Origin of the sequence: Cellulomonas oligotrophica (genome assembly GCF_013409875.1) — a bacterium.
In the GTDB taxonomy this organism is placed as follows: Bacteria; Actinomycetota; Actinomycetes; order Actinomycetales; family Cellulomonadaceae; genus Cellulomonas; species Cellulomonas oligotrophica.
In genome coordinates, this window is record NZ_JACCBK010000001.1 from 3,251,559 (window position 1) to 3,277,674 (window position 26,116).

Consider the following 26,116-nt stretch of genomic DNA (forward strand, 5'->3'; position numbering starts at 1 on the left):
GCCGGACGGCGGACGGCGCGCGGGCCACGGGAGCCAGCAGGGGAGCAGGCGAGACGATGTCGATGACGCAGGACCGTGCCGAGCGCATCGTCGCCGGCCACCGACAGCTGCGGCGCTACGTCCTGGCCGACGAGCGCGTCGTGCTGGCGACGCGGCGGCACTGGGCCAAGCTCTTCGAGCCGATCGTCAGCACCGCGCTCGTGGTGGTCGTCGTCGGCTGGGTCGTGCTCGTCCTGTCGCCGCGGCTGGGCGACGGGGTCGGCGTGCTGTGGTGGGTGGCGATCGCCGCGCTGGCCCGGCTGGGCTGGTACGTGCTGCTGTGGCGCGTGGAGTGGTTCGTCGCGACCGACAAGCGCATGCTCCTGCTCACCGGGCTGATCACCCACCAGGTCGCGATGATGCCGATGATCAAGGTCACCGACATGCGGTACTCGCGGTCGATCCTCGGCCAGGTGCTCGGTTACGGCGAGTTCCTGCTCGAGTCCGCGGGCCAGGACCAGGCGTTGCGGCGGATCGCCTGGGTGGACCACCCGGACGAGACCTACCGGGACCTGTGCGCGACGATCTTCACGCCGACGGCCCCGCGCGCCGTCGACCCCGAGGACGGCGACCCGGACGCGGGGGCGGAGCCTCCCGTCGTGCACGCACCGCCGAGCCTGGCCCCCGCAGCGCCCTCGGCCGCGCAGCCCCCGGCCGCCGCGCCGCTCGCGGGTCCCGGCCCGTCGCCGCGGGCCGCATCGCCGCGCCCGGCCGCACCGACCCAGCCGCTGCGCCCGTCGCCCGTCGAGCACGACGCCCCCGCGCGCCCGGCGGCGCCGGCGCGGGCCGTGATCGTGCCCGACGACGACTCGGGCCCGGTGTGGGACTCGTCCGAGCCGTCGACCTTCGTCCGGCTGGGCGCGCGCGAGGCGGGGCGGCACGAGCGGCGGGACGACGACGGGCCGGGTGGCCCGCGCACCTAGGATCGGGGCCATGTCCCGCATCCTGTCCGCCGTCGCGTGGCCCTACGCCAACGGCCCCCGTCACATCGGTCACGTCGCCGGCTTCGGCGTCCCCTCGGACGTGTTCAGCCGGTACATGCGCATGGCGGGCCACGACGTGCTGATGGTCTCGGGCACCGACGAGCACGGGACGCCCATCCTCGTGCAGGCCGACAAGGAGGGCGTCAGCGCCCAGGAGCTCGCCGACCGGTACAACCGGGTCATCGTCGAGGACCTCACGGCGCTGGGGCTGTCGTACGACCTGTTCACGCGCACGACGACGCGCAACCACTACGCGGTCGTGCAGGAGATGTTCCGCACGGTCCACAAGAACGGGTACATGGTCGAGCGCACCACGATGGGTGCGGTCAGCCCGTCGACGGGGCGCACGCTGCCGGACCGCTACATCGAGGGCACGTGCCCGATCTGCGGCTACGACGGCGCCCGCGGCGACCAGTGCGACAACTGCGGCAACCAGCTCGACGCGATCGAGCTGAAGAACCCCCGCAGCAAGATCAACGGCGAGACGCCGGTGTTCGTCGAGTCCGAGCACTTCTTCCTCGACCTGCCGGCGTTCGTCGACGCGCTGTCGCAGTGGCTGGGCACGCGCAGCGCGTGGCGCCCCAACGTGCTGAAGTTCTCGCAGAACCTGCTCGAGGACGTCCGCCCGCGCGCGATGACGCGGGACATCGACTGGGGCATCCCGGTGCCGCTGCCCGGCTGGGAGGAGAACTCCTCCAAGCGCCTGTACGTGTGGTTCGACGCGGTGATCGGGTACCTGTCGGCGTCGGTGGAGTGGGCGCGACGCACGGGCGACCCGGACGCGTGGCGGCAGTGGTGGAACGACCCGCAGGCCCTGTCGTACTACTTCATGGGCAAGGACAACATCACGTTCCACTCCCAGATCTGGCCGGCCGAGCTGCTGGGCTACGACGGGAAGGGTGCGCGGGGCGGCGAGCCGGGGGCCTTCGGCACGCTGAACCTGCCGACCGAGGTGGTCTCGAGCGAGTTCCTCAACGTCGAGGGCAAGCAGTTCTCGTCCTCGCGCGGCGTGGTCATCTACGTGCGGGACATGCTGGCGCGGTACCAGCCGGACGCGCTGCGGTACTACATCTCCGCGGCCGGGCCCGAGACGCAGGACGTCGACTTCACGTGGGCGGAGTTCAAGCGCCGCACCAACGACGAGCTCGTCGCCGGCTGGGGCAACCTCGTCAACCGCACCGCGAGCATGGTGCACAAGGGCTTCGGCGAGATCCCGACGCCGGGCGAGCGCCAGCCCGTGGACGACGCGCTGCTCGCGCACGTGCGCGGCGCGTTCGGCACCGTCGGCGAGCTCGTGGGCGCGCACCGGCAGCGGGCCGCGCTCGGCGAGGCGATGCGCGCGGTGCAGGAGGCCAACCGGTACGTCTCGGAGACCGAGCCGTGGAAGCTCAAGTCGGACCCCGACCGGCTCGCGACCGTGCTGCACACCACGACGCAGGCGGTCAGCGACCTCAACACGATGCTCGCGCCGTTCCTGCCGTTCGCCGCGCAGAAGGTGCACGAGACCCTCGGCGGCACGGGCACGTTCTCGCCCGCGCCGCGCATCGACGAGGTCGACGACCTCGACGACGCGTCGCGGCACTACCCGGTGATCACGGGCGACTACCGCCTCGGCGAGACGGTCGCGGCGTGGCAGCCGCGCGCGGTCGTGCCGGGCACGCCCGTCGGGAAGCCGACGCCGGTGTTCACCAAGCTCGACGACGCGATCGTCGAGGAGGAGCTCGAGCGGCTGCGGCAGGGCTGATGGGACGCAAGCAGCGCGAGCGCGGCTGGCCGGCCCCGCCCGAGCCGCTGCCGCTGCCCGTCGTCGACGACCACACCCATCTGGACGCGGTCGTCGACGTGGCGGCCGACGGCTGGGACGGGACGGGCACGCTGGAGGCGTCCCCCGACCTCGTCGCGCACCTGAAGCGCGCGGCGGCGGTCGGGGTGCCGCGGATGGTCCAGGTCGGGTGCGACCTGGAGGCCGTGGCGTGGACCGACGTGGCGGTGCGGCTGCACCCGCAGCTGCTGGGGGCCGTGGCGATCCACCCCAACGAGGCCGTCCTGCACGCGGGCGTGCGCGAGGTCGCCCCCGACGGGCTCGACCCCGACCCGCAGCCACGGCACGAGGTGGGCCTGGACGACGCGATCGGCCGGGTCGCGGAGGTCGCGCGCGCCAACCCGCGCGTGCGGGCCGTGGGGGAGACGGGCCTGGACTTCTTCCGCGCCGGCGAGCGGGGACGCGCGGTGCAGCGCGAGGCGTTCCGGGCGCACGTCGCGCTGGCCAAGGAGCTGGGGCTGGCCCTGCAGATCCACGACCGTGACGCGCACGCCGAGGTCGTCGAGGTGCTGCTGGCGGACGGTGCGCCCGAGCGCACGGTCTTCCACTGCTTCTCGGGCGGCGTGGAGCTGGCGCGCACCGCGGCCGAGCACGGGTGGTTCTGCTCGTTCGCGGGGCCGGTGTCGTTCCCCGCGAACGAGGAGCTGCGCGCGGCCCTGCGCGCGCTGCCGCCCGAGCTGGTGCTCGTCGAGACCGACGCCCCGTACCTGACGGTGCACCCGTACCGGGGGCGGCCCAACGCGCCGTACCTGCTGCCCGGCACGGTCCGCACGGTCGCCGAGGTCACGGGCCGCCCGCTGGAGCGGGTCTGCGCGGACCTGTCCGCCGCCGCCGAGGCCGTCTACGGCACCTGGTGAGGGTGACGCTGCCGCCGTCGGGTTCCCCTGACGGTCACGGATCGGTTACGGTCGGGCCGGGAACAGCGTCCCTCCCGCCGACCCGAAGGACACCGTGAGCCGTCACGACGACGACCCGGGCCGTGGCCAGCCGCGCCGTGGCCGACTTCCCCGAGCCGCCGCGCAGGCGGCCGTGCTCGCCGTCGTCGTCGGCGGGACCACCGCCTTCACCGCCATGCACAAGGACGTCACGGTCGACGTCGACGGCCAGGAGGTCCAGGTCCAGGCCTTCGGCCGGACGGTCGCGGACGTGCTCGCGGCGGCGGACGTGCAGGTCGGCGAGGGCGACCTCGTGGCCCCGTCGCTCGACGCCGCGGTCTCGCGCTCCGGTCTCGTCGTGGTGCGCCACGGGCGCGAGCTGGAGCTCGAGCTCGACGGCGAGGAGCAGACCGTCTGGACGACCGCGCTGACCGTCGGCGAGGCGGTCGACGCCCTCGGGCTGCGCGAGGGCGTGCGGCTGTCCGCGTCGCGCTCGGCGGAGGTCGGCCGCGACGTGCTGCGGGTCTCGACGCAGAAGTCGATCCACCTGGTCGTCGACGGCCAGGTCATCGACGGTGTGAGCAGCGGCGCGACGGTCCGCGAGGCGCTCAAGGACATCGGCCTGGTGCTCGAGGAGGGCGACCAGGTCTCCGTGCCGCTCGACGCGGCCGCGGTCGACGGGCTGGTCGTGCTGGTCACGCGCGCGGCGTCGGGCGGGGAGACGGTCACCGAGGCGATGCCGTTCGAGGAGGAGCGCGTCGAGGACGACACGCTCACCAAGGGCACCGAGCTCGTCAGCCAGGCGGGGCGCGCGGGGGTCCGCACGACGACGTACCGGCTCGACGTGGTCGGCGGCGTCGTCGTGGGCCGCACGGTCGTGGCGTCCGTCGTCACGACCCCGCCGGTGAAGCAGGTCGTGCGGGTCGGCACCGCGGACCTGCCGCCCGTGGGCGCGGTCGACCCGGGCAGCGCGCAGGCGCTGGGCCGCTCGATGGCCGCGCAGCGCGGCTGGGGCGACGACCAGTTCGCCTGCCTGCTGGCGCTGTGGAACAAGGAGTCGGGCTGGCGGTGGAACGCCGAGAACGCGTCCTCGGGCGCGTACGGCATCCCGCAGTCGCTGCCGGGCTCCAAGATGGCCACGGCGGGCGCCGACTGGCGCACCAACCCCGCGACGCAGATCGAGTGGGGCCTGGGCTACATCGCCGGCCGGTACGGCACGCCCTGCGGCGCGTGGGCGCACTCCCAGGACGTGGGCTGGTACTGAGCCGTACCGCACGACGCGGCGGACCACCCCACGGGCTTCCTGTCGCGCCTGCGTGACGCGTCTCTCGTCCGGCGGGGGTTGGCACCAGGGTCACGATTCCGTTACGGTCGCGTGTCGCTATTGACCCGCGAGCCGCGTGGTCGATCTCGACGACGGAGGCGCTCGCGGGCGTCACCACGACGGCCGGATCGGGGATCCGGGACCGGTGGGGGGTCGTCCGACCCCGTCGAGCGCGTCAGCGCCGCACCGGGTGCCGCACAGGCGCACCGCTCCCCGTGCCCGGGTTGCACGACGCCAGGAGCACCGTGACCTTCACGACCCGTCCCCTCGGTCCGCAGCACGGCGGAGCCGGCGAGCAGCCGCACCGCCCCGACCCCTCGTCCGGACCGGAGCCGGGTCCCGCCGTCGAGCACGCTCTCGACGGCGCACCGTCCGGCGCGTCCACCCGCCGCCGCCGCCGCTGGCCGTGGATCACCGCCGCCGCGCTCGTGCCCGTGCTGGCCGGCGGCACCGCCGCCTACGCCCACGCGCACAAGACGGTCGAGCTCGACGTCGACGGCGAGCTGCGCACCGTGCAGACCTTCGCCGGGTCCGTCGAGGGCCTCCTCGAGGCCGAGGGCGTCGTCGTCGGCGCCCGCGACACCGTCTCGGCGACGGGGTCGCTCCAGGACGGCAGCGAGCTCGTCGTGCGCCACGCGCAGGCGGTGACCGTGCGCCTCGACGGCGAGGAGCAGGTCGTCTGGACGACCGCGCTGACGGCCGACGAGGCCCTCGAGACCCTCGCCACCCGCTCGGACCGCGTCGCGCTCGTCGCGTCCCGGTCCGCCGCCGGCGGCCGGGCGGAGCTGCCGCTGGAGCTCGCGCTGACCGGGGCGGCGGAGGTGCTCGTCGACGGCGAGACCCACGCGGTGCCCGAGGCCGACGCCACGGTCGCGAGCGTGCTGGGCGAGCTCGGCGTCGAGCTCGGCCCCCTCGACCGCGTCGCCGTGCGGCACGCGGACGACGGCACGGTGCAGGTCGTCGTCAGCCGCGTCGCCGTGGAGAACGTCACCACCGAGCACGAGGTGGCCTTCACGTCCCGCGAGCAGGAGGACGCCGGCCGCTACGTCGGCACCCGCGCCGTGGCCCAGGAGGGCCAGGCGGGTGTGCGCACGCTGGTCGAGCGCGTCACCACTGTCAACGGCAAGGTGACCGAGCGCGAGACGGTCTCGGACGACGTCACGCGCGAGCCCGTCGAGGAGGTCGTCGCGGTCGGCACCAAGGTGCGCCCCGTCGCGCCCGCCCCGGCACCGGCCGCCGCGCCCGCCGCGTCCGCGTCGTCGGGCGCCGCCACTTCCACGCCGGTCGCCCCCGGCGGCAGCGCGGACTCCCTCAACTGGGCCGCGCTCGCCCAGTGCGAGTCCGGCGGCCGGGTCGACGTCGTCTCGGCGTCCGGCCGGTACCACGGGCTGTACCAGTTCTCGGTGGCGACGTGGCAGAGCGTCGGCGGCGCCGGCCTGCCCTCGGCGGCCTCAGCGGAGGAGCAGACCGCCCGCGCGAAGATGCTCTACAACCGCTCCGGCGCCGGGCAGTGGCCGCACTGCGGCCCGCGCCTGTTCAGCTGAGCGACGCCTGACGCACGCACCTGCGTGACGCGGCCCGCCGGACCCTCGTCGGTCCGGCGGGCCGCTGCTCGTTAGGCTCGGCGGCATGGCGACCACCACCCTGCTCGGCCCGTCGGAGATCCGGGCGCTCGCCGAGCGGGCGGGCGTGCGCCCCACCAAGACCCTCGGGCAGAACTTCGTGCTCGACGCCGGCACCGTGCGCAAGATCGTCCGCCAGGCCGACGTGCGGGCGGGGGAGAGCGTCGTCGAGGTCGGTCCCGGCCTCGGGTCGCTGACGCTCGGGCTGCTCGAGGCCGACGCCGACGTCACGGCCGTCGAGATCGACCCCGTGCTCGCGCGTCTGCTGCCCGGCACGGTCGCGGCGCACGTGCCCGGCCTCGTCGTCGACGACGCGGACCGCGAGCGCGTGGTGCTGCGCGACGGCGACGGGCGCGTGCGTCTGACCGTGGTGCTCGCCGACGCCCTCGACGTGCGGGCGCTGCCCGACCCGCAGCCGACCGCGCTCGTCGCGAACCTGCCGTACAACGTGTCGGTGCCGGTGCTGCTGACGTTCCTCGAGCGGTTCGCCAGCCTGGAGCGCGGCCTCGTCATGGTCCAGGCGGAGGTCGCCGACCGGCTCGCCGCGCCGCCGGGCAGCCGCACGTACGGCGTGCCGTCGGCCAAGGTCGCCTGGTACGCCGCCGCGCGGCGCACGGCCACCGTGGGCCGGGCGGTGTTCTGGCCCGCGCCGAACGTCGACTCCGCGCTCGTGCGGCTGGACCGCCGCGAGCCGCCGAGCACCACCGCGGCCCGGGAGGACGTGTTCGCCGTGGTCGACGCGGCGTTCTCCCAGCGGCGCAAGATGCTGCGGTCCGCGCTGGCCCAGCTCGCGGGGTCGTCGACGGCCGCGCAGGAGGCCGTGCTGGCCGCCGGGCTGGACCCGCAGACGCGCGGCGAGCAGGTCGACGTGGACGGCTTCGCGGCCATCGCCGAGCGGCTCGTGGCCGCCCGACCTGGCACAGTGGCCCCGTGACCTGGAGCGGAGTCGACGACGTGCCCGAGCGGCTGGTGCGCGTGCGCGCGCCCGGCAAGGTCAACCTCTCGCTGCGCGTCGGGCCGGTGCAGGACGACGGGTACCACCCGCTGATCACGGTGTTCCAGGCCGTGTCGGTGCACGAGGAGGTCGTGGCGCGGCCCGCCGACGAGATCGTGGTGACCGCGAGCGGCCCGCAGGCCGAGCTGGTGCCGACGGACTCCTCGAACCTCGCGGTCCGCGCGGCGCGGCTCGTGGCCGAGCGCGCGGGCGTCGACGACGGCGTGCACCTCGAGCTGGTCAAGGGCGTGCCGGTGGCGGGCGGCATGGCCGGCGGGTCCGCGGACGCCGCGGCCGCGCTGGTGGCGTGCGACGCGCTGTGGGGCACGGGCCTGTCGCGGGACGACCTGCACGAGCTCGCGGCGGCGCTGGGGTCGGACGTGCCGTTCGCGCTGCTCGGGCACACCGCCGTCGGGCAGGGCCGCGGGCACCTGCTGACCCCGGCGCTGGCCCGGGGCGAGTTCCACTGGGCGTTCGCCGTCCAGGACCGTGGCCTGTCGACGGCGGCCGTCTACGCGGCGTACGACGACCTGCACGGCGACACCGCGCCGCACCCGACCGAGCGCGACGACGTCCCGCTGATGCAGGCGCTGCTCGCGGGCGACGCGGTCGCGCTGGGCAAGGCGCTGCACAACGACCTGCAGACCGCGGCACTGGAGCTCGACCCGGCCCTCGCGGAGCCGCTCGCGGTGGCGCAGGACGCCGGGGCGCTGGGCGTCGTGGTGTCCGGCTCGGGCCCCACCGTCGCGGCGCTGGCGCGCAGCCGGCAGCACGCGACGGCCCTGGCGGCGGCGTTCACGGCCGCCGGTGTCGCGGACCGCGTCCTGACGGCCACGGGCCCGGTGGCCGGTGCCCGGGTGGTCCAGCACGGTGACTGAGGCGTCGACCGCTCTCGTCGGGCCGGTGCGCACCAACCTCACGCAGGTGCTGGCCGAGGACCCGGACGTCGCGGGCTGGGAGCGGCCGGGCCCGACCGCGGACGGGCTGCGGTGGGACGCCCTGGGTGCCGGCTGCCTGTTCGTGGGTGCCGTGCTGTCGATGGTGCTGCTGCGCACGTCGGGGTTCTACGAGGAGCCGGCCGCGGGGTGGCTGTCGGTGCTGCTGCTCGCGGCCACGACGCTGCCGCTGGCGCTGCGGCGCCGCTACCCGTCGGCGGTGGCGCTCGTCGTCGCCGTGGTCTTCGGCGTGGCCCAGGCGCTCCTGGTGCCCGAGACCCTGGTCTCCAACATCGCCCTGTTCATGGCCGTGTACACGGTCGGTGCGTGGGAGACGTCGCGCTCACGCGCGGCGTGGGTGCGCGGCGTGGTCGTGCTCGGCATGTTCGTGTGGCTGCTCGTCACGATCTACCAGGCGTCGACCGACCCCGACGTGGACGACGAGCTGAGCCGGGCCGGGGCGTTCTCGCCCTTCGCCGCGTACATGCTGCTGCAGCTGCTGACCAACGTCCTGTACTTCGGCGGTGCCTGGTGGTTCGGCGAGCACGCGTGGGTCTCGTCCCGCGAGCGCGCCCGCACGGCGTGGCGCACCCGGCTGCTGCAGGTCGAGCGGGTGCGCGCCGAGGCGCAGGCGGTCGCGCTGGAGCGGCTGCGCCTGGCCCGCGAGCTGCACGACGCGGTGGCCCACCACGTCTCCCTGATGGGCGTGCAGGCCGCCGCCGCGCGGATGCTCCTCACGTCGGACGCGGGCCGCGCCGCGGACGCCCTCGGGCACGTCGAGGACGCCGCCCGCGAGGCCGTGCACGAGCTGCACGGGATCCTCGGCATGCTCCGCGACGGCGGCGACGGCACCGCCCTGGACGGTGACGCCGACGCGACCCGGGCCCTGGGGTCCCTCGGTCTGGACCGGATCGACGACCTCGTGCGCACGGCCCGCGACGCGGGGCTGGACGTGCACCACGAGGTCGTGGGCGACCCGGCCCGTCTGGCGCCGCTCGCGTCGCTCAACCTCTACCGGATCGCCCAGGAGGCGCTGACCAACGCGCGCAAGCACGCCGGTGCCGGGGCGCGCGTCGACGTGCGGGTGCGGTGGCTCGCGGGCGCCGTCGAGCTCGAGGTGTCCGACGACGGCGGGTCCGGCCGCCGTCAGGGTCTGGTGCCGTCGACCGGCATGGGCCTGGTGGGCATGCGCGAGCGCGTGGCCGCCGACGGCGGCACGTTCGAGGCAGGGCCGCTGCGCCGCGGCGGCTTCGTGGTGCGTGCGCGGCTGCCGCTGCGCGCGGGACGGACGGACGAGGGGAACGATGGCTGACGCAGACCGAGGGGCGGCGGGCACGGTCCGTGTCGTCCTGGCCGACGACCAGGCGCTGCTGCGCGCGGGGATCGGCACGATCCTGTCGGCGCACCCGCGCATCGAGGTGGTCGGCGAGGCCGGCACGGGCGCCGAGGCCGTCGACCTCGTGCGCACCACCCGCCCCGACGTGGTCTGCATGGACGTGCAGATGCCCGACATGGACGGCCTGGAGGCCACGCGCCGCATCGTCGCCGACCCGGCCGTCGACGCCGCCGTCGTCGTCCTGACGACGTTCAACCGCGAGGACTACCTCCTGGAGGCCCTCCAGGCCGGTGCCGTGGGCTACCTGCTCAAGACGTCCCGCCCCGAGCAGCTCACCGAGGCCGTGCTCAGCGCCGCCGCGGGCGACGCCCTGCTCGCCCCCGAGGTCACCCGCACCGTCATCGAGCGCGCCCTCGCCGAGCGCGCGGCCACCGCCCCGTCGTCCGCCCCGGTCGCCCGGCCCTCGTCGCCGGGACCGCTCACCCCGCTGACCGAGCGCGAGGCGGAGGTCCTCGGCCTGGTGGCCCGGGGCCTGAGCAACGACGAGATCGCCGCCGAGCTCGTCGTCAGCCGCGCCACCGTCAAGACCCACGTCTCCGCCGTCCTGGCCAAGCTCGGCCTGCGCGACCGCGTCCAGGCCGTCGTCTGGGCCCACGAGCACGGCGTCGTGGGTTGAGCTCGCCCGGGCCCCGGCATGCTCTGCTCGTCCGGTGCGCTGAGTCCGGACCGACGAGGTGGCGGTCCGACGGGTTCGCGAGCGTGCTCCTCGGTCGCTGACGGCGCGTCGTCACGACGCGCCGCGCGGCGTTGACCGGGACGCGTCGGGGGCGCTCCGATAGCGCCATGACCAGGGGGAGTGCGTCCGAGGGGTGGATCGGGCCGGAGCAGGCGGCCTCCGACGAGCGGGGTGACGGCCGCTCCCGGTCGGCGGTGGCCACGCTGGCCGCTCTGCTCGTCGTGCCCGTCGGGCTCGTGGGCGTGTTCTCGTGGCGTGCGGCGGTCCCCGGGTCGGACGGGCCGCTCGACGCCGGCGGCGAGACGGGTGTCGTGATCGACAGCCGCCCGGCCGGGTCGACGGTCACGTGGGGGCTGCAGGTGCTCGTCCACTCGAGCCCGGAGCACGACCTCGTGCTGCGCGAGGTGACCCTCGACGTCGGCGAACCGCCCGTCAGGGCGCTGGGGGAGCCGATGATCGCGGGGCCTGACCGGTTCGAGGCGCTCGGGTCCGGGATGATCGTGGTCGAGCCCGGCTGGCCGCCCCGGGACTTCCCCGGGCTGCGGCTCGAGCCGGTCGCCGGGGCGACGCTGCCGGCCGGGAGCCGCGACGCCCTCGAGGTGATGATCCCGATCGAGGTGCCGAGCGTGGAGGCCGGGATCGGGTTCCTCGACGGGTTCACCGTTGAGTACGAGTCCGGCGGGCGGGTCTACCGCGAGCGCACCCGCACGGTCCTGGTGATGTGCCCGGTGGAGAACCGGGTGCCGTGCGACGAGTACCTCGCCGAGCGCGACGCCGGCTGACCTGCACGCACGCCTCGTGACCGACCTGGCGGGTGCTGCCGGGGCCGTGGCCTCGGTCGCGGGGATGAGGGCGAGGGCGGCTCGGCCGCGCGGCGGAGGGTGAGGTTCCGTCCCGGGCCCGAGGTGCCGGGGTGGGGTGCCCGCCTAGCGTCGTGGTGTGCCGGCACGGGGTCGGCACCAGCGGTGGAGGAGGTGGCTCGATGCTCGAGCTGCGAGGGATCGGGCGCTCGTTCGGCGACCGGCGCGTGCTCGACGACGTGAGCTTCACGGTCGGCCGGGGGCGGCTGACCGGGTTCGTCGGGGGCAACGGCGCCGGCAAGACCACGACGATGCGGATCATCCTGGGTGTGCTGGCCGCGCACTCGGGGACCGTGACGTTCGACGGGCGGCCGGTGGACGCGTCGCGGTTCGGGTACATGCCCGAGGAGCGGGGCCTGTACCCGAAGATGAAGCTCGCCGAGCACCTGACTTACCTGGCGCGGCTGCACGGGTTCGACAAGCACGTCGCGTCGGGCAAGGCGCACGCGCTGATCGACCGCCTCGGCCTGGCCGAGCGGGCCGACGACCCGGTGGAGAACCTGTCGCTGGGCAACCAGCAGCGCGCGCAGGTCGCCGCGGCCCTGGTCCACGACCCCGAGGTGCTCGTGCTCGACGAGCCGTTCTCCGGGCTCGACCCGATGGCCGTCGAGGTCGTGCAGGGCGTGCTGTCGGAGCGGGCGGCGCAGGGCGTGCCCGTGCTGTTCTCCTCGCACCAGCTCGACGTCGTCGAGCGGCTGTGCGACGACCTCGTCATCATCGCCGGCGGGAAGGTCCGCGCGGCGGGCCCGCGCGAGGAGCTGCGCCGCGCGCACGGCACGGAGCGGCACGAGCTCGTCGTCGACGGCGACCTCGGCTGGCTGCGCGACCGGCCCGGTGTGCGGGTCGACGAGCTCGCCGGTGGCGCGGCGACGTTCGAGGCCGACGCCGCGACCGCGCAGGAGGTGCTGCGCGTCGCCCTGGCCGCAGGCCCCGTGCGCACCTTCGCCCCTGTCCGTCCGACGCTCGCGGAGATCTTCCGCGAGGTCATCGCCGACGAGACGACCGTTCCTGCCGACGTCGCCGCCGCGACCGGCACCCCCGTGGAGGTGGCCCGATGAGCACGCCCGAGCCGGCCGCGCAGGCCCGCACCGCACCCCGTCCGCCGTCCAGCGCCCGCGCGGCGCTGCTGGTCGCCGAGCGCGAGATCACCTCGCAGGTGCGCAGCAAGTCGTTCCTCATCTCCACCGCGGTGCTGCTCGTGGGCATCCTCGTCGCGATCGTCGTGTCCGCGGTCCTGTCGGGCCGGGACACCGACGACGCCCCCGTCGCCGTCGTGGCGTCGGTCGCGTCGTCCCTCGCGGGCGTCGAGGGGCTCGACGTCACCGAGGTCGCCGACCGGCAGGCCGCCGAGGAGGCGGTGCGCTCCGGCGACGTCGACGCCGCGGTCGTGCCCGGCCCTGAGCCGCTGGGCGTGGCGGTGCTCGCCCTGGACTCCGCACCCGACGCCGTCATGGGCGCCCTCACCGTGACCCCGGAGGTCGAGCTGCTCGACCCGGCCGCGGCTGAGGGCGGGATGCGGTACCTCATCACGTTCGCGTTCGGCCTGGTGTTCATGATGTCGGCCATCGGGTTCGGCTCGACGATCGCGCAGAACACCGTCACCGAGAAGCAGACCCGCATCGTGGAGATCCTGCTCTCCGCGGTCCCGGCGCGGGCGCTGCTCGCGGGCAAGATCCTCGGCAACAGCGCGCTCGCCCTGGCGCAGACCGCGGCGATCGTCGCGATGTCCGTCATCGGGCTCGTGGTCACCGGCCAGGACGACCTGCTGACGCTCGTCGGGGCGCCGATGGCCTGGTTCGTGCTGTTCTTCGCGGTCGGGTTCGTGCTGCTCGCGGCGATCTTCGCGGCCAGCGCGTCCCTGGTCTCGCGGGTCGAGGACACCGGGGCGGTGCTGCAGCCGGCGATCTGGCTGACGATGCTGCCGTACTTCCTCGTCGTCTTCTTCAACGACAACGACCTCGTGCTGCGGATCATGTCGTTCGTGCCGTTCACCGCGCCGGTGGGCATGCCCGTGCGGCTGTTCCTCGGCGACGCCGCCTGGTGGGAGCCGATCGTGGCGCTCGCGGTGCTGGTGCTCGCCACGCTGGGCGTGATCGCCGTGGCCGCCCGCATGTACGAGCGGTCGGTGCTGCGGATGGGCGGGCGCGTCGGCGTCCGCGAGGCCCTCGCGGCCCGCGGCGACGCCTGACCCCTGACGGGTCGCAGGGTGCACGACGCGACGGGCTGCCGCACCGGGAGGGGTGCGGCAGCCCGTCGTCGCGTGCAGGACCGTGCGGGGGAGCGTCAGTCGGTCGCGTCGAGCACCAGGTCGCGGCCGTGGCCGTCCTGCACCGGCCGGTTGTTCGGCTCGATCACGGAGCGGAACGCCGCGAGCTGGTCGGCGGACACCTCGACGGGCGTGGCCAGCACGAACCAGCTGACGCCCTCGGTGCACGGCGGCGTCGTCAGCGAGCCGCTGTACCGGTAGGAGGAGCGGTCCGTCGGGAGCACCGCCGCGAGGTCCAGCGCGGGCACCTCGGCCGTGCTGCCGACCTGCGTGGGCAGCGCGTCGAAGTACGGGGCCAGGGCCTCGTTCTCCGCGCCCACGGTGAGCAGCACGCCGACCACGGCGACCGCACCGTCGGCGTCCTTGTGCACCAGGTGCAGCTCGGCGTCGTACGTGGTGCCGTCGACCGTGTGCTCGGCGGGCTCGTGCAGGTGGAACTGCGCGAGCTCGTACACGTGCCCGTCCACCGTCAGCGCCGCCGCGCCGGGCTCCTCGTCGGCCTGCACGGTGTGGCCGTTGTCGGTCAGCACCACGCCGGCGGTGCCGTAGTCGAGCGCCAGGTCGGGCACCTGGATCGCGGTGGCGTCGGTCAGGTCGATCGGGGACTGGGCGGTGCCGTCGGCGCAGGTCGCGAAGTCGTCGGCCAGCTCGCCCCAGTGCTCGGGGCCCTCCGCGCCGGCGTACGTGAACTCGACGTGCTCCGTGCCGGCCGCGGCGGCCGCGGTCGACGCCTCGGCCGTGGGCTGCGTCGGACCGGCGGTGGTGCAGCCCGTCAGGGCGAGCACGCCCGCGGTGAGCACGAGGACGAGGGGACGGGGACGGGACATGAGGGGGCTCCCTGGGTGGACCGGAGGTGGGAGCACCTGGCGGCGTCGTCGGGTGCGACCGGCATCCCATCACAGTTTCCTGGGGCAACTCACACCTTTCGTCCCATGTGTCGTCCGGTCCGCGGTGCGCGACCGGCCCCGCCGCAGAGCGGGCCCCGCGCGGGCGCGCTTCGCGTCCGGCCCCCGCACCTGGCAGGCTGACCGCCGATGGCCCACCTCCTCGGCGCTGACCGCGTCCACCTCACGCTCGGCACCCGCACACTCCTCGACCACGTCAGCCTCGGCGTCGACGACGGCCAGCGGATCGGCGTCGTCGGCCCCAACGGCGCCGGCAAGTCCACGCTCCTGCGCGTCCTGGCCGGTGTGCAGCCGCCCGACGACGGCCGCGTCACCCGCGCCGGCGGCACCCGCGTCGCCCTCCTCGACCAGCGCGACGAGCTCGGCAGCGGCACCGTCCTCGACGCCGTGCACGGCTCCGCCGACGCGCACGAGTGGGCGTCGGACGCCCGCGTGCGCGCCGTGCACGCCGGCCTGCTCGCCGACGTCGAGCTCGACGCCGACCTCGCCACCCTGTCCGGCGGCCAGCGCCGCCGCGTCGCGCTCGCGGCCCTGCTGGTCCGCGACGACGAGGTGCTCGTGCTCGACGAGCCCACCAACCACCTCGACGTGGAGGGCGTCGCCTGGCTGGCCGGCTACCTCGTCGAGCGGTACGCGCGCTCGTCCGGCGCGCTCGTCGTCGTCACCCACGACCGGTGGTTCCTCGACGCGGTCTGCACGCGTACCTGGGAGGTCCACGACGGCGTCGTCGACCAGTACGAGGGCGGGTACGCCGCCTACGTCCTGGCCCGCGCCGAGCGCGCCCAGCACGCCGCCACCACCGAGGCCAAGCGCCAGAACCTGCTGCGCAAGGAGCTCGCGTGGCTGCGCCGCGGCGCCCCCGCCCGCACCTCCAAGCCCCGGTTCCGGCTCGACGCCGCCGCGGCCCTGATCGCCGACGAGCCGCCGCCGCGCGACAGCCTCGAGCTCGCGCGCACCGCCACGGCCCGGCTCGGCAAGGACGTGCTCGACCTCGAGGACGTCACCTACACGCTGCCCGACGGGCGCAGCCTGCTCCAGGACGTCACCTGGCGCCTGGGCCCCGGCGACCGGTACGGGCTCGTCGGCGTCAACGGCGCCGGCAAGTCCACGCTGCTGCGCCTGCTCACCGGCCGCGCCACCCCCACCACGGGCCGGGTCCGCCGTGGCAAGACCGTGCGCGTGGCCGAGCTGCGCCAGGACGTCGAGGACCTCGACGAGGTCGCCGACCTGCACGTCGTCGCGGCCGTCGAGCGCGAGCGCGGCACCATCGTCATCGGCGGCAAGGAGCTCACCGCCGCCCAGCTCGTCGAGCGCCTCGGGTTCACCCGTGAGCGCTCCCGCACCCTCGTGCGCGACCTGTCCGGCGGCGAGCGGCGCCGCCTGCAGCTGCTGCGTCTGCTCGTCGGCGAGCCCAACGTGCTGCTCCTCGACGAGCCGACCAACGACCTCGACACCGACACCCTCGCCGCGGTCGAGGACCTCCTCGACGGCTGGCCCGGCACGCTCGTCGTCGTCTCCCACGACCGGTACCTGCTCGAGCGCGTCTGCGACCGCCAGGTCGCGCTGCTCGGCGACGGCGCCCTGCGCGACCTGCCCGGCGGCGTCGAGGAGTACCTGGCGCTGCGCGCGACCACGGCCCCCACGGCGATGGCCCAGGTCGGGTCCGCGGCGGCGCCCGTGCCGGTCGCGCCGCCGACGGACGGGCCGAGCGCGGCGGAGGTCCGTGCCGCCCGCAAGGAGGTCGCCCGCATCGAGCGGCGCCTGGAGAAGATCGCCGCGCTGGAGGCCGGCCTGCACGACCGGATGGCCGCGCAGGCCACCGACCACGCCGCGGTCACGGCCCTCGACGCCGAGCTGCGCGCCCTGGCCGCCGAGCGCGACGAGCTCGAGGCCGCCTGGCTCGAGGCCGCCGAGACAGCCGGCTGAGGTCAGCGGGCGTCGTCGAACGGGGTGAGCACCTCGCGGAGCAGGTCCGCGAGGCGCTCGCGGTCCTCCGGCGTCAGGTCGCCGAGCAGCGCGCGCTCGACGTCGAGCAGGTCGGCGAACGCCTGGTCGACCCGCGTCAGGCCGAGCGCGGTGAGCTGGACCAGCACGCCGCGACGGTCGTCCGGGGACGGCTGGCGCTCGACGAGGCCGTGCTCGACGAGCCGGTCGATCCGGTTCGTCATCGTGCCCGACGTGACGAGGGTCTGCGTGAGCAGCGCACCGGGGGACAGGCGGTACGGCGCACCGGCGCGGCGCAGCGCCGAGAGCACGTCGAACTCCCACGTCTCCAGCCCGTGCCGGGCGAACGCGCTGCGGCGGGCCAGGTCCAGGTGCCGGGCCAGCCGGCTCACGCGCGAGAGCACGGTGAGGGGTCGCACGTCCAGGTCGGGCCGCTCCCGCTGCCACGCGACGACGATGCGGTCGACCTCGTCCCGGGGCGGGCGGCCCACGTCGGTCTCCGCCATGGGCTGAGGTTACTCGTCGTCGACAGACCTGCTCGACCGCCGTGCGTGGCGCTCGCCGTCGGGGTCGAGCGACGGGCGCCGCTCGATCGCGGACAGGCCGTTCCACGCGAGGTTCACCAGGTGCGCGGCGACCTCCTGCTTCTTGGGGCTGCGCGCGTCGAGCCACCACTGCCCGGTGAGCGCGACCATGCCCACGAGCATCTGCGCGTAGATCGGCGCGGTGCGCGGGTCGAGGCCCTGCTTCTTGAACTGGTTGCCCAGCAGGTGCTCCACCTGCGTGGCGACGTCGCCGATCAGGCTGGAGAACGTGCCGGTGGCCTGCGCGACGGGGGAGTCGCGCACGAGGATGCGGAACCCGTCCTCGGACGCCTCGATGTACGACAGGAGCGCGAGAGCGGACCGCTCGACCATGACCTTGGGGTGGCCGCCCGCCTCGAGCGCCCCCGTGAGGGCCCCGGTCAGCGCCTGGATCTCCCGGTCGACGACGACCGCGTAGACGCCCTCCTTGCCGCCGAAGTGCTCGTACACCACGGGCTTGGACACCCCGGCGCGGGACGCGATCTCCTCGACGCTCGTGGTGTCGAAGCCCTTCTCGGCGAACAGCCGCCGCGACACGTCGAGCAGCTGCTCGCGCCGCTGGGTGCCCGTCATCCGCGACCGTGGCGCGCGCTTGCTCTCCGAGGACATCCGGACATTGTGCCGTGCGGGACCCCGCCGGCGGGGGACGTCGGCCACCGGGCTGCGCAGCGGCACGACGCCCGTGCGGGGCGCCGGTCCTGGCAGACTGGTGCGCCGGTCCGCCCTGGTGTAACGGCAGCACACAGGCCTTTGGTGCCTCGAGGTCCGGGTTCGAATCCTGGGGGCGGAGCGACCCGCCGCGGCGTAGCGTCCGTCGCGTGCAGCTGACCACGCCCCGGCTCGAGCTCGGCCCGTTCTCGCCCGACGACGGTGCCGCCCTGCACGGGTACCTCGGACGCTCCGACGTCGTGCGGTTCGAGCCGTACGGGCCGCTGTCGCGCGCCGAGTGCGACGCCGAGGCGCTCCGCCGGGTCACCGACCCGCGGTTCGTGGCCGTGCGCCTGACCGGAGGGACGCTCGTCGGGCACCTCTACGCCGCGCGGGTCGAGCCGCAGGCGTGGCGCACGTGGACCGTCGGGTACGTCTTCGCCCCCGGGCACGGCGGACGCGGGTACGCCACGGAGGCCGTCGACGCGCTGCTCGACGCCCTCGTGCACGACGGCGCCCGCCGGCTGACGGCCCGCTGCGACCCGCGCAACGACCGGTCGTGGCGGCTGCTGGAGCGCGTCGGCATGCGCCGTGAGGGCCACGAGCGCGAGGCCGCGAGCTTCGCCGACGACGAGCACGGCGACCCGGTGTGGCACGACGCCTACCTGTACGCCCAGCTCGCCCACGAACGGCCGGACGCCGCGCGCACCGGGCGCTAGCGTCGAGGGGTGGGGGCGAAGCAGCGGCACGAGGTCGAGCTCGACGAGGGCCCGGACGACGGCGACCCTGGCGAGAGCGAGCCCGAGGACGACGACCCCGACGACCGGGGCGCGCCGCCGGATGCGGTCGTGAGGCCGGGGCGTGGCGGTCGGTGGAGGCCCCGCCGTGCGCACGTGCTCGGCGCCGCGGCCGTCGTCGCGCTCGCCCTGGGCCTCGTCGGCGCGCAGCTCGTCGTCGACCACCGCGCGCGGGCCCGGCTCGCCGACCTGGCGGGTCTGCCGGGCGTCGTCACCGACCTCGGCGCCCCGCCCCGGTTCACGCCGGAGGACCTGCGCCGCACCGGCGAGCCGGCCGTCGAGCAGGAGCTGGTCGCCGCCGACGGGACCCGGCCGCGGGTCGTCCTCCGCACGTCGCGGGACGTCGTGCGCCTCGACGGCGACGACCCCGACGGCTCGACCGGGTGGACCTTCGTCCTGTGGGCGGCGGGCGATCCTCCCACCGAGGACGCCGCCGCGTGGGCGCCGTTCCAGCCGTCGTGCGTGCGGACGCCCGACGACGCCTCGATCGTCACGTGCCTGACCGGTGACGGTGCGGTGTCCCTGGACGGCGACGGGACGGACCGCCCCCGGACGTGGGCCCGGCTCCTCGCCATCGACGTCGTGGACGGGTCGACCCCGTACGAGCGGGACCTCGACCTGCCGGCGCCGACCCGCCTGCAGGGTGCTGGCGACGTGCTCGTCGGCGGCACCCGGGTGCCCGACGGCGACGACGGGGACCTGGTCGACGTGGTCACGGCCTTCGACGCCGCGACGGGTGCCGAGCGGTGGGCCGCACGGGTGCCGGTCCCCGACGAGATCGAGGGGTACGCCGGCGAGCCCGAGCTGGTGCTCACCCCCGACGCGGTCGCGGTGCTGGGCACGTCCGAGGTGACGGTCCTGTCGACCGTGGACGGTGCGGTCCTCCGGGCCCCCGACGGCGCCGACCTCGACGGGGCGCTCGCGGCCCCGGGCCGCCCGGGCGACGCCGAGCTGCTCGTGCTCGGCACCGGCGCGGGCACGATCCTGTGGTCCCCGGCCGGTGAGGTCGAGCTCGAGGGCGAGGTCCTGCCGGTGGGCGTCGACGACGGCTCCCTGGACGGTCTCGTGCTGACCACGGTCGACGGTGACCTGCTCGGCTCGGACCGGGACGGCACCGAGCGATGGCGGGCGACGGGCGCCGAGGGGTGGACCGGGATGGTCGTCGGCGGGCGCGTCGTCGTGCTGGACGACGCCACGCTGCGGTGCGTGGACGGAGAGTCGGGGCGTGCGCTGTGGGAGGTCCCCGTCGACGAGGGCATGACGCTCGCCCTGACGGACGGTCGCCGGGTCCTGCTGCAGCAGTCCGGCTGGGCCAGCAGCCAGGTGTCCGACGACACGACGACGGAGCTCGTGGCGGTCGACCTCGCCGACGGCGACGAGGCGTGGCGCACGACCCTGCCGGGCATCGGCTGGCTGGACGTCGTCGCCGGGCGGCTCGTCGCGTACGCGCCCGACGGGGCGTCGGTCACGTTCGGCGCCGACGGGCGACCCGTGCGGTAGCGGTGCCCGGGTCTGACCGCCCACCACCGGCCTCGTCCGATCCTGCGACGGGCCCGTGAACCCCGCCCTCGGTGACCGGCCGCCCGCTACCGTCGACGGGCATGGGGGCGAAGCAGCGGCTCGAGGTCGAGCTCGAGGACGTCGACGGGCCGGAGAGCGTCGGTCCGCTGCCCGCGGACGCGGCGGCCGCCCGCAGGTGGCGGCTGACGCGGGTGCAGGTGCGGGTGCTCGCCGCGGCCGGTGCCGTGCTGCTCGCGCTCGGCGGGGCGCAGCTCGTGCTCGACGCGCGTGGGCGCGCCCGGATCGCCGACCTCGCGGGCCTGCCCGCTGTGGTCACGGACCTGAGCGCCCCGCCGCGCGTCGTCGCCGGGGAGCTCGACGAGCGGCTGCCCGGGTGGGAGTACCAGGTGCTCCGGCCCGAGCGGGACGGCCTCCCGTCGGTCGTGCGGCGCACGGGCGGCGACGCGATCACGCTCGACGGCGTGCGTGACGGTGACGTGGTCTGGTCGGTCCCGCTGCGCACGGTCGACCCGCCCGCCGACGGCTGGAACCCCTACCCGCCGCAGTGCACCGTCACCCCGGGCGACGAGACCACGGCGACCTGCCTGGTCGGCGACGGCGGGGAATGGTGGGCCGACCAGCACGAGGACGTCCCGCAGACCTCGGCGGTCGTGCTCGTCGTCGCGCTCGCCGACGGTCGGGTGGTCCACGAGCACGTCCTCGAGCCGAACCTCTCCCGCACGCTGGGCGAAGCCGGTGACCGGATCGTGCTGGCCGAGCGGGAGGGGGGTGGTGACGCGTCGCCCGTCGTCGTCACGGCGCACGACCCCGCCACCTGGGACGTCCTGTGGCGCACGCGCGTGCCGACGGGCGCCCGCCCGGCGGGTTACAGCACCCAGGTGTTCACCGAGACGGTGCCCGACCTCGTCGCGGTGGACGCCGGCCAGGGCGCGACCCTGCTCGCCGCGGTCGACGGCTCCGTGCTGCGCGCCGCCGACGGGGTGGCCGTCAGCGGGTGGGTGATGGACCGCGCCCAGGAGGACGTCGTGGCCCTCGCCCTGTCCGCCCAGCCGGCGGACGGTCAGCGCCGCGTGCAGGAGACCGAGCTCTGGACCGCGGACGGGATGACCGTCTTCCCGGGCGACGTGCTGGGCGTCCACCTCGACGACGGGTCGCTGGGGGACGTCGTCCTCACCACCGACGGCGCCGACCTGCGGGCCTGGGACCGCGACGGGACGCCCCGGTGGACGGCCGCGGGGGTCACGGGGTGGAGCGTGATGGTCGTCGACGGGCGGGTTCTCGTCGACGACGACACGACGCTGCACGCGGTCGACGGCCGCACGGGCGGCGCGCTCTGGGAGCACACCGCACGCACGGACATGAGCATCGTCGCGACCGACGGGCGCGTCGTCGTGGTGCAGGAAGGGTTCGGCGGGCAGGGCGAGGTCCCCCTCACGGCCGTCGGCCTGACGGACGGCCACGAGCTCTGGCGCACCACGGTCGACGACATCACCTGGGTGAGCGTCGCCGACGGTCGCCTCGTGGGGCAGCGGGACGACGGGACGCCGGTCCCGCTCGGGTGACGCGCGGCGGGCGCTACGGTCGTCGCTGTGGGTGCGAAGCAGCGGCTCGAGGTCGCGCTCGACGAGGAGGACCCCGCCGCGCCCACCGGCCCCCGCCCCGGTGCGGACCCCGGGGGAGCGGCAGGCGCCGGGCGGGCCAGCCCGCCGCGGCCCACCCGCGCGCAGGTCGTCGCGCTCGGTGTCGTCGCCGCCGTGCTGCTCGGCCTCGTCGGTGCGCAGGCGGTCGTCGACGCCCGGGAGCGGGACCGGCTCGCCGCGCTCGTGGGGCTGTCGGGCGTCGTGGCCGACCTCTCCGTCGCCCCGGGCCCGGTCGAGCCGGTCGCGGCGGGCAGCACGGGTGCGGGCTCGGTCGACCTCGACGTGACCGCGCACGGCGCGGACGGCCTGCGGGTCGCGCTGCGGTCCTCGGCGTCGGCGGAGGTGCTGGGCGTGTCCTCGTCACGGACCACGCTGGTCGGCCTCGACGGCGACACGGTGGTCTGGTCCCGCGTGCTGCCCGACGGGTCCGCGCGCGGCGACGGCTGGTGGGCGGAGCACCCGTCCTGCCTGCCCACGCCCGGCGACCCCGCCACGGTCACCTGCCTGACCGGCGACGCGGCGACCCGGTGGAGGGACTCCGGCGAGGAGCACGTGCAGACCTGGGCGCGGGTGCTGGTCGTCGCCGTCGCCGACGGGCGCGTCGTCCGCGAGCGGGACCTCGACCTCCCGGCGCCCCGCACCCTCGCGGCGACCGACACCCTGGTCGTCGAGGTGGTCCGGCACCCCGGCGGCGCGACGCCGGTCGACGTCGTCACCGCGCGCGACCCCGTGACCTGGGACGAGCGGTGGAGCACCCCCGTGCCCGTGCCGGGCGCCGAGCACGGGTTCACCGGGTCCCCCGCGCTGCGCACGTCGTCGCGGTACGTGGTGGTCGACGGCGTCGTCGCGGTCACCGTGCTCGCCGCGGACGACGGGGCCGTGCTCCGCGAGCCCGACGGGTCCGCGGTCACCGGGTGGATCGGCGGGGCGCCCGGTGACGACGTCGACGTGCTCGCGTTCGGCGCCGCCGGCGGCACCCTGCTGTGGAGCCCCGAGCAGCAGGTCGAGGTCGACGGGCAGATGCTCACCCCGTCCGTCGACGACGGGTCGCTCGGCGACCTCGTGCTCACCTCCGCGGGGCACGACCTGGTCGCCTCCGACCGCGACGGCACCCGCCGGTGGCGCACGGCCGACGCCGACGCCTGGGACGCCGTGGTCGTCGGCGGGCACCTCGCCGTCCTCGACCGCGACACGTTGCGCGGGATCGACGCCCGCACCGGGACCGTGCGGTGGACGCGCGACGTCGAGGACGGCGCGACGGTCGTCGCGACCGACGGACGCGCCGTCCTGCTGCACGAGAGCGCGCTGCTCCTGGGCGGCGTGCTCGACACGGACCCGAGCGTCGACCTGGCCGCGTTCGACCTCGCCGACGGCCGCGAGCTGTGGCGCACGACCCTCGACGGCGTGGCGGGCGTCCGCAGCCTCGACGGGCACCTCGTCGGCGACCGCACGGACGGGTCGACCGTCGACCTCGGCTGAGCCGGGCGGGTGTCGGCGTCGTCACACCGGGCCGCGCCGGGGACCTGCGGCGCGCGGGTGGCCGCAGGTGCGGCGGTAGAGTCGGGACGCACGATCCGCCGGGCCCGCCGTCGCGCGGGCAGACCGCGAGGAGCACCCACTGGTGAGCGTCCCACGCCCAGCCGCCGTCATCGTCCTCGCAGCAGGTGAGGGCACCCGCATGCGGTCAGCGACCCCCAAGGTCCTGCACACGCTCGCCGGGCGCAGCATGGTCGGGCACGCGCTCGCCGCCGCGCGCGCCCTCGAGCCCGAGCGGGTCGCCGTCGTGGTGCGCCACGAGCGCGAGCGCGTCGCCGCGCACGTCGGCGAGGTCGACCCCGCGGCCCTGCTCGTCGACCAGGACGACGTCCCGGGCACCGGCCGTGCCGTGCAGGTCGCGATGTCGGCCCTCGACGCGGCCGCGCAGGCCGCCGTCGCCGACGCCGCGTCGGACGCCGCGGCCGACCACGACGCGCACGGCGGGTCCGCGGCCGACGCGCTCCTCGAGGGTGCGGTCGTCGTGCTCGCCGGCGACGTCCCGCTGCTCGACGCGGGCACGCTCACCGAGCTGCTCGTCGCGCACACCGAGGACGGCAACGCCGTCACCGTGCTGACCACCGAGGTGCCCGACCCCACCGGCTACGGCCGCGTGCTGCGCGAGCCCGGCACCGGCGACGTCCTGGGCGTCGTGGAGGAGAAGGACGCGACCGACGAGCAGCGGCTCGTCGCCGAGATCAACACCTCGGTGTACGTGTTCGACGCCGCCGTGCTGCGCGCGGGCCTGGCCCGCCTCGACCGGGACAACGCGCAGGGCGAGGTGTACCTGACCGACGTGCTCGCGATCGCCCGCGGCGACGGCGGGCACGTGCGCGCGCTGCGCACCGACGACCCCCTGAGCGTCGAGGGCGTCAACGACCGCGTCCAGCTCGCCGCGCTGCGCGCCGAGCTCAACCGCCGGATCCTCGAGGACTGGATGCGCGAGGGCGTCACCGTCGTCGACCCCCTCACCACCTGGGTCGACGTCGACGTGGACCTGGCGCGCGACGTCACCCTGCTGCCCGGCACGCAGCTGCACGGCGCCACGAGCGTCGGCGAGGGCGCCACCGTCGGCCCCGACACCACCCTCACGGACGTCGAGGTCGGTGCCGGTGCCCGCGTCGTGCGCACCCACGGCGACCTCGCCGTCGTCGGCCCCGGCGCCACCGTCGGCCCGTTCGCGTACCTGCGCCCCGGCACCGTCCTGGGCGAGCGCGGCAAGATCGGCACGTTCGTCGAGACCAAGAACGCCACGATCGGCGAGGGCTCGAAGATCCCGCACCTGTCCTACGTCGGCGACGCCACCATCGGCGAGCACACGAACATCGGCGCCGCGTCGGTGACGGTCAACTACGACGGCGTGAACAAGCACCGCACCGTGATCGGGTCCTACGCCCGCACCGGCGCGGACAACATGTTCGTCGCGCCCGTCGAGGTCGGCGACGGCGCCTACACCGGCGCCGGCACGGTCGTGCGCCGCGACGTGCCCCCGGGCGCGCTCGCGGTCAGCGCCGGCTCGCAGCGCACCATCGAGAGCTGGGTGCAGCGCTCGCGGGCGGGCACCCCGGCCGCCGAGGCCGCGGCCCGTGCCCGTGCGGCCCGCGCCGACGGCGACCTGTCGCCGCAGGCCCGCGCCGAGCGGGAGCGCGCGTCCCGCGCGTCGTCGCCCGTCACGCCGCCGCCGCACCTGCCCGGGCAGCCCGAGGCGCTGCCCGACCCCACCGACGCGTCCGACGGCGCGCGTACCACGAGCGAGGACACCACCCGATGACCGGCATCATCAGCACTGACGGCGCCAAGCGGCTGGTCCTCGTCTCGGGGCGCGCGCACCCCGAGCTCGCGGTCGAGGTCGCCGAGAACCTGGGCGTCGAGCTGGTCCCGACCGACGCGTACGACTTCGCGAACGGCGAGATCTACGTGCGCTTCGGGGAGTCGGTGCGCGGTGCGGACGCGTTCGTCCTGCAGTCGCACGGCTCGCCGATCAACCAGTGGATCATGGAGCAGCTGCTCATGGTCGACGCGCTGAAGCGGGCGTCCGCCAAGACGATCACGGTCGTCGCCCCGTTCTACGGGTACGCGCGCCAGGACAAGAAGCACCGCGGGCGCGAGCCCATCTCGGCCCGCCTCATGGCCGACCTGTTCCTCACCGCCGGCGCCGACCGGCTCATGAGCGTCGACCTGCACGCCGCGCAGACCCAGGGGTACTTCGACGGACCGGTCGACCACCTGTGGGCGCAGCCGATCCTCGTGGAGTACGTCCGCACGCGCGTCGACCTGTCGAACGTCGCGGTCGTCTCGCCGGACGCCGGCCGCATCCGTGTCGCGGAGCAGTGGGCCGCCAAGCTGGGCGACTGCCCGCTGGCGTTCGTGCACAAGACCCGCGACATCCGCACCGCCAACAAGGCCGTCGCCAACCGGGTCGTCGGCGACGTCGAGGGCCGCACCTGCGTGATCGTCGACGACCTCATCGACACGGCCGGGACGATCGCGGGCGCCGTGCGGGTCGTGCTCGAGGCCGGTGCGAAGGACGTCATCGTCGCCGCGACGCACGGCGTGCTGTCCGACCCGGCGGCCGAGCGGCTGCAGGCGTGCGGTGCCCGTGAGGTGATCATCACCGACACCCTCCCGATCCCCGAGGAGCGCCGCTTCCCGCAGCTGACGGTCCTGTCGATCGCGCCGCTGCTGGCCCGGGCGATCCGTGAGGTCTTCGACGACGGCTCCGTCACGAGCCTCTTCGACGGGAACGCCTGAC

The 26,116-nt window shown here is 75.6% G+C and carries 22 protein-coding genes, 1 tRNA gene and 1 pseudogene; 21 read left to right on the forward strand and 3 right to left on the reverse strand.

Features of this window, described 5'->3' with window-relative positions:
- The first annotated feature begins 56 nt into the window (after positions 1 to 56).
- The 12 genes from BKA21_RS20025 to BKA21_RS14975 all read left to right on the forward strand — a co-directional run bounded on the left by BKA21_RS20025 (position 57) and on the right by BKA21_RS14975 (position 13,714).
- A complete protein-coding gene (locus tag BKA21_RS20025) occupies positions 57 to 962 on the forward strand; it encodes a PH domain-containing protein (RefSeq protein ID WP_140459764.1) in 906 nt (301 codons plus the stop codon).
- 10 nt (positions 963 to 972) lie between these two features.
- Positions 973 to 2,766, forward strand: coding sequence for a methionine--tRNA ligase (metG, locus tag BKA21_RS14925; protein ID WP_140459765.1), 1,794 nt, complete (start codon positions 973 to 975; stop codon positions 2,764 to 2,766).
- Complete coding sequence (locus BKA21_RS14930) at positions 2,766 to 3,701, forward strand: TatD family hydrolase (RefSeq protein WP_140459766.1); 936 nt, start codon at positions 2,766 to 2,768, stop codon at positions 3,699 to 3,701. The genes metG and BKA21_RS14930 overlap by 1 nt, the downstream gene beginning before the upstream one ends.
- Positions 3,702 to 3,795: 94 nt before the next feature.
- Positions 3,796 to 4,983, forward strand: a complete 1,188-nt coding sequence (locus BKA21_RS14935; protein WP_239073003.1) for a resuscitation-promoting factor — start codon at positions 3,796 to 3,798, stop codon at positions 4,981 to 4,983.
- A gap of 305 nt (positions 4,984 to 5,288) precedes the next feature.
- Positions 5,289 to 6,587, forward strand: a complete 1,299-nt coding sequence (locus tag BKA21_RS14940) for a resuscitation-promoting factor (RefSeq protein WP_239073002.1) — start codon at positions 5,289 to 5,291, stop codon at positions 6,585 to 6,587.
- Positions 6,588 to 6,672: 85 nt separating this feature from the next.
- On the forward strand, positions 6,673 to 7,599 hold the full coding sequence (gene rsmA, locus BKA21_RS14945; protein WP_140459768.1) for a 16S rRNA (adenine(1518)-N(6)/adenine(1519)-N(6))-dimethyltransferase RsmA: 927 nt from the start codon (positions 6,673 to 6,675) through the stop codon (positions 7,597 to 7,599).
- Entirely contained in the window at positions 7,596 to 8,537 is a 942-nt protein-coding gene (locus BKA21_RS14950; protein ID WP_140459769.1) for a 4-(cytidine 5'-diphospho)-2-C-methyl-D-erythritol kinase, read from the forward strand. The genes rsmA and BKA21_RS14950 overlap by 4 nt, the downstream gene beginning before the upstream one ends.
- Entirely contained in the window at positions 8,530 to 9,906 is a 1,377-nt protein-coding gene (locus BKA21_RS14955) for a sensor histidine kinase (RefSeq protein WP_239073001.1), read from the forward strand. The genes BKA21_RS14950 and BKA21_RS14955 overlap by 8 nt, the downstream gene beginning before the upstream one ends.
- Positions 9,899 to 10,606: a response regulator gene (locus BKA21_RS14960; RefSeq protein WP_140459770.1), complete on the forward strand. Its 708-nt coding sequence runs from the start codon at positions 9,899 to 9,901 to the stop codon at positions 10,604 to 10,606. Before BKA21_RS14955 ends, BKA21_RS14960 begins: the two co-directional genes overlap by 8 nt.
- A gap of 167 nt (positions 10,607 to 10,773) precedes the next feature.
- Positions 10,774 to 11,448 carry a hypothetical protein gene (locus BKA21_RS14965; RefSeq protein WP_140459771.1) on the forward strand — a complete coding sequence of 225 codons (675 nt, stop codon included), beginning with the start codon at positions 10,774 to 10,776 and terminating at the stop codon, positions 11,446 to 11,448.
- A gap of 200 nt (positions 11,449 to 11,648) precedes the next feature.
- Complete coding sequence (locus tag BKA21_RS14970) at positions 11,649 to 12,584, forward strand: ABC transporter ATP-binding protein (protein WP_140459772.1); 936 nt, start codon at positions 11,649 to 11,651, stop codon at positions 12,582 to 12,584.
- Positions 12,581 to 13,714 carry an ABC transporter permease gene (locus BKA21_RS14975; protein WP_140459773.1) on the forward strand — a complete coding sequence of 378 codons (1,134 nt, stop codon included), beginning with the start codon at positions 12,581 to 12,583 and terminating at the stop codon, positions 13,712 to 13,714. The genes BKA21_RS14970 and BKA21_RS14975 overlap by 4 nt, the downstream gene beginning before the upstream one ends.
- A gap of 95 nt (positions 13,715 to 13,809) precedes the next feature.
- Here the strand turns inward: BKA21_RS14975 and BKA21_RS14980 are convergent, their stop codons facing one another.
- Positions 13,810 to 14,619, reverse strand: a complete 810-nt coding sequence (locus BKA21_RS14980; protein ID WP_140459774.1) for a carbonic anhydrase — start codon at positions 14,617 to 14,619, stop codon at positions 13,810 to 13,812.
- Positions 14,620 to 14,826: 207 nt separating this feature from the next.
- Here BKA21_RS14980 and BKA21_RS20370 point away from each other — a divergent pair.
- Both BKA21_RS20370 and BKA21_RS14985 read left to right on the forward strand, forming a co-directional pair.
- Positions 14,827 to 15,292, forward strand: a pseudogene (locus tag BKA21_RS20370) (ATP-binding cassette domain-containing protein); the annotation flags it as partial.
- Positions 15,286 to 16,623, forward strand: a complete 1,338-nt coding sequence (locus BKA21_RS14985) for an ABC-F family ATP-binding cassette domain-containing protein (protein WP_373308241.1) — start codon at positions 15,286 to 15,288, stop codon at positions 16,621 to 16,623. The pseudogene BKA21_RS20370 and the gene BKA21_RS14985, both read left to right, overlap by 7 nt.
- A gap of 2 nt (positions 16,624 to 16,625) precedes the next feature.
- Here the strand turns inward: BKA21_RS14985 and BKA21_RS14990 are convergent, their stop codons facing one another.
- Together BKA21_RS14990 and BKA21_RS14995 are read right to left on the reverse strand one after the other, a co-directional pair.
- A complete protein-coding gene (locus BKA21_RS14990; RefSeq protein WP_140459776.1) occupies positions 16,626 to 17,147 on the reverse strand; it encodes a MarR family winged helix-turn-helix transcriptional regulator in 522 nt (173 codons plus the stop codon).
- Positions 17,148 to 17,156: 9 nt separating this feature from the next.
- Positions 17,157 to 17,798 (reverse strand): TetR/AcrR family transcriptional regulator, encoded by a 642-nt coding sequence (locus BKA21_RS14995; protein WP_140459955.1) that lies wholly within the window; start codon positions 17,796 to 17,798, stop codon positions 17,157 to 17,159.
- 145 nt (positions 17,799 to 17,943) lie between these two features.
- Between BKA21_RS14995 and BKA21_RS15000 the strand changes: the two genes are divergently transcribed.
- The 7 genes from BKA21_RS15000 to BKA21_RS15030 all read left to right on the forward strand — a co-directional run bounded on the left by BKA21_RS15000 (position 17,944) and on the right by BKA21_RS15030 (position 26,115).
- Positions 17,944 to 18,015 (forward strand) — tRNA-Gln (locus tag BKA21_RS15000).
- A 28-nt stretch (positions 18,016 to 18,043) separates the two neighbouring features.
- Positions 18,044 to 18,592, forward strand: a complete 549-nt coding sequence (locus BKA21_RS15005) for a GNAT family N-acetyltransferase (protein WP_140459777.1) — start codon at positions 18,044 to 18,046, stop codon at positions 18,590 to 18,592.
- 9 nt (positions 18,593 to 18,601) lie between these two features.
- Complete coding sequence (locus BKA21_RS20255; RefSeq protein ID WP_140459778.1) at positions 18,602 to 20,170, forward strand: outer membrane protein assembly factor BamB family protein; 1,569 nt, start codon at positions 18,602 to 18,604, stop codon at positions 20,168 to 20,170.
- A 101-nt stretch (positions 20,171 to 20,271) separates the two neighbouring features.
- Positions 20,272 to 21,753, forward strand: a complete 1,482-nt coding sequence (locus BKA21_RS15015) for a PQQ-binding-like beta-propeller repeat protein (RefSeq protein ID WP_140459779.1) — start codon at positions 20,272 to 20,274, stop codon at positions 21,751 to 21,753.
- 27 nt (positions 21,754 to 21,780) lie between these two features.
- Entirely contained in the window at positions 21,781 to 23,310 is a 1,530-nt protein-coding gene (locus BKA21_RS20260; protein WP_140459780.1) for a PQQ-binding-like beta-propeller repeat protein, read from the forward strand.
- Positions 23,311 to 23,509: 199 nt separating this feature from the next.
- Positions 23,510 to 25,135: a bifunctional UDP-N-acetylglucosamine diphosphorylase/glucosamine-1-phosphate N-acetyltransferase GlmU gene (gene glmU, locus BKA21_RS15025; protein ID WP_218887016.1), complete on the forward strand. Its 1,626-nt coding sequence runs from the start codon at positions 23,510 to 23,512 to the stop codon at positions 25,133 to 25,135.
- Positions 25,132 to 26,115 (forward strand): ribose-phosphate diphosphokinase, encoded by a 984-nt coding sequence (locus tag BKA21_RS15030; RefSeq protein ID WP_140459782.1) that lies wholly within the window; start codon positions 25,132 to 25,134, stop codon positions 26,113 to 26,115. Before glmU ends, BKA21_RS15030 begins: the two co-directional genes overlap by 4 nt.
- The last annotated feature ends 1 nt before the right edge of the window (position 26,116 follow it).

Excerpts from the sequence above, each read along its gene's own strand:
- BKA21_RS14975 (WP_140459773.1), top strand. The coding sequence starts at position 12,581 with ATGAGCACGCCCGAGCCGGCCGCGCAGGCCCGCACCGCACCCCGTCCG.
- BKA21_RS14960 (WP_140459770.1), top strand. The coding sequence starts at position 9,899 with ATGGCTGACGCAGACCGAGGGGCGGCGGGCACGGTCCGTGTCGTCCTG.
- BKA21_RS14990 (WP_140459776.1), bottom strand. The coding sequence starts at position 17,147 with ATGGCGGAGACCGACGTGGGCCGCCCGCCCCGGGACGAGGTCGACCGC.
- BKA21_RS20025 (WP_140459764.1), top strand. The coding sequence starts at position 57 with ATGTCGATGACGCAGGACCGTGCCGAGCGCATCGTCGCCGGCCACCGA.
- BKA21_RS14965 (WP_140459771.1), top strand. The coding sequence starts at position 10,774 with ATGACCAGGGGGAGTGCGTCCGAGGGGTGGATCGGGCCGGAGCAGGCG.
- BKA21_RS14980 (WP_140459774.1), bottom strand. The coding sequence starts at position 14,619 with ATGTCCCGTCCCCGTCCCCTCGTCCTCGTGCTCACCGCGGGCGTGCTC.
- metG (WP_140459765.1), top strand. The coding sequence starts at position 973 with ATGTCCCGCATCCTGTCCGCCGTCGCGTGGCCCTACGCCAACGGCCCC.
- BKA21_RS14930 (WP_140459766.1), top strand. The coding sequence starts at position 2,766 with ATGGGACGCAAGCAGCGCGAGCGCGGCTGGCCGGCCCCGCCCGAGCCG.
- rsmA (WP_140459768.1), top strand. The coding sequence starts at position 6,673 with ATGGCGACCACCACCCTGCTCGGCCCGTCGGAGATCCGGGCGCTCGCC.
- BKA21_RS15015 (WP_140459779.1), top strand. The coding sequence starts at position 20,272 with ATGGGGGCGAAGCAGCGGCTCGAGGTCGAGCTCGAGGACGTCGACGGG.
- glmU (WP_218887016.1), top strand. The coding sequence starts at position 23,510 with ATGCGGTCAGCGACCCCCAAGGTCCTGCACACGCTCGCCGGGCGCAGC.
- BKA21_RS14995 (WP_140459955.1), bottom strand. The coding sequence starts at position 17,798 with ATGACGGGCACCCAGCGGCGCGAGCAGCTGCTCGACGTGTCGCGGCGG.
- BKA21_RS14970 (WP_140459772.1), top strand. The coding sequence starts at position 11,649 with ATGCTCGAGCTGCGAGGGATCGGGCGCTCGTTCGGCGACCGGCGCGTG.
- BKA21_RS15030 (WP_140459782.1), top strand. The coding sequence starts at position 25,132 with ATGACCGGCATCATCAGCACTGACGGCGCCAAGCGGCTGGTCCTCGTC.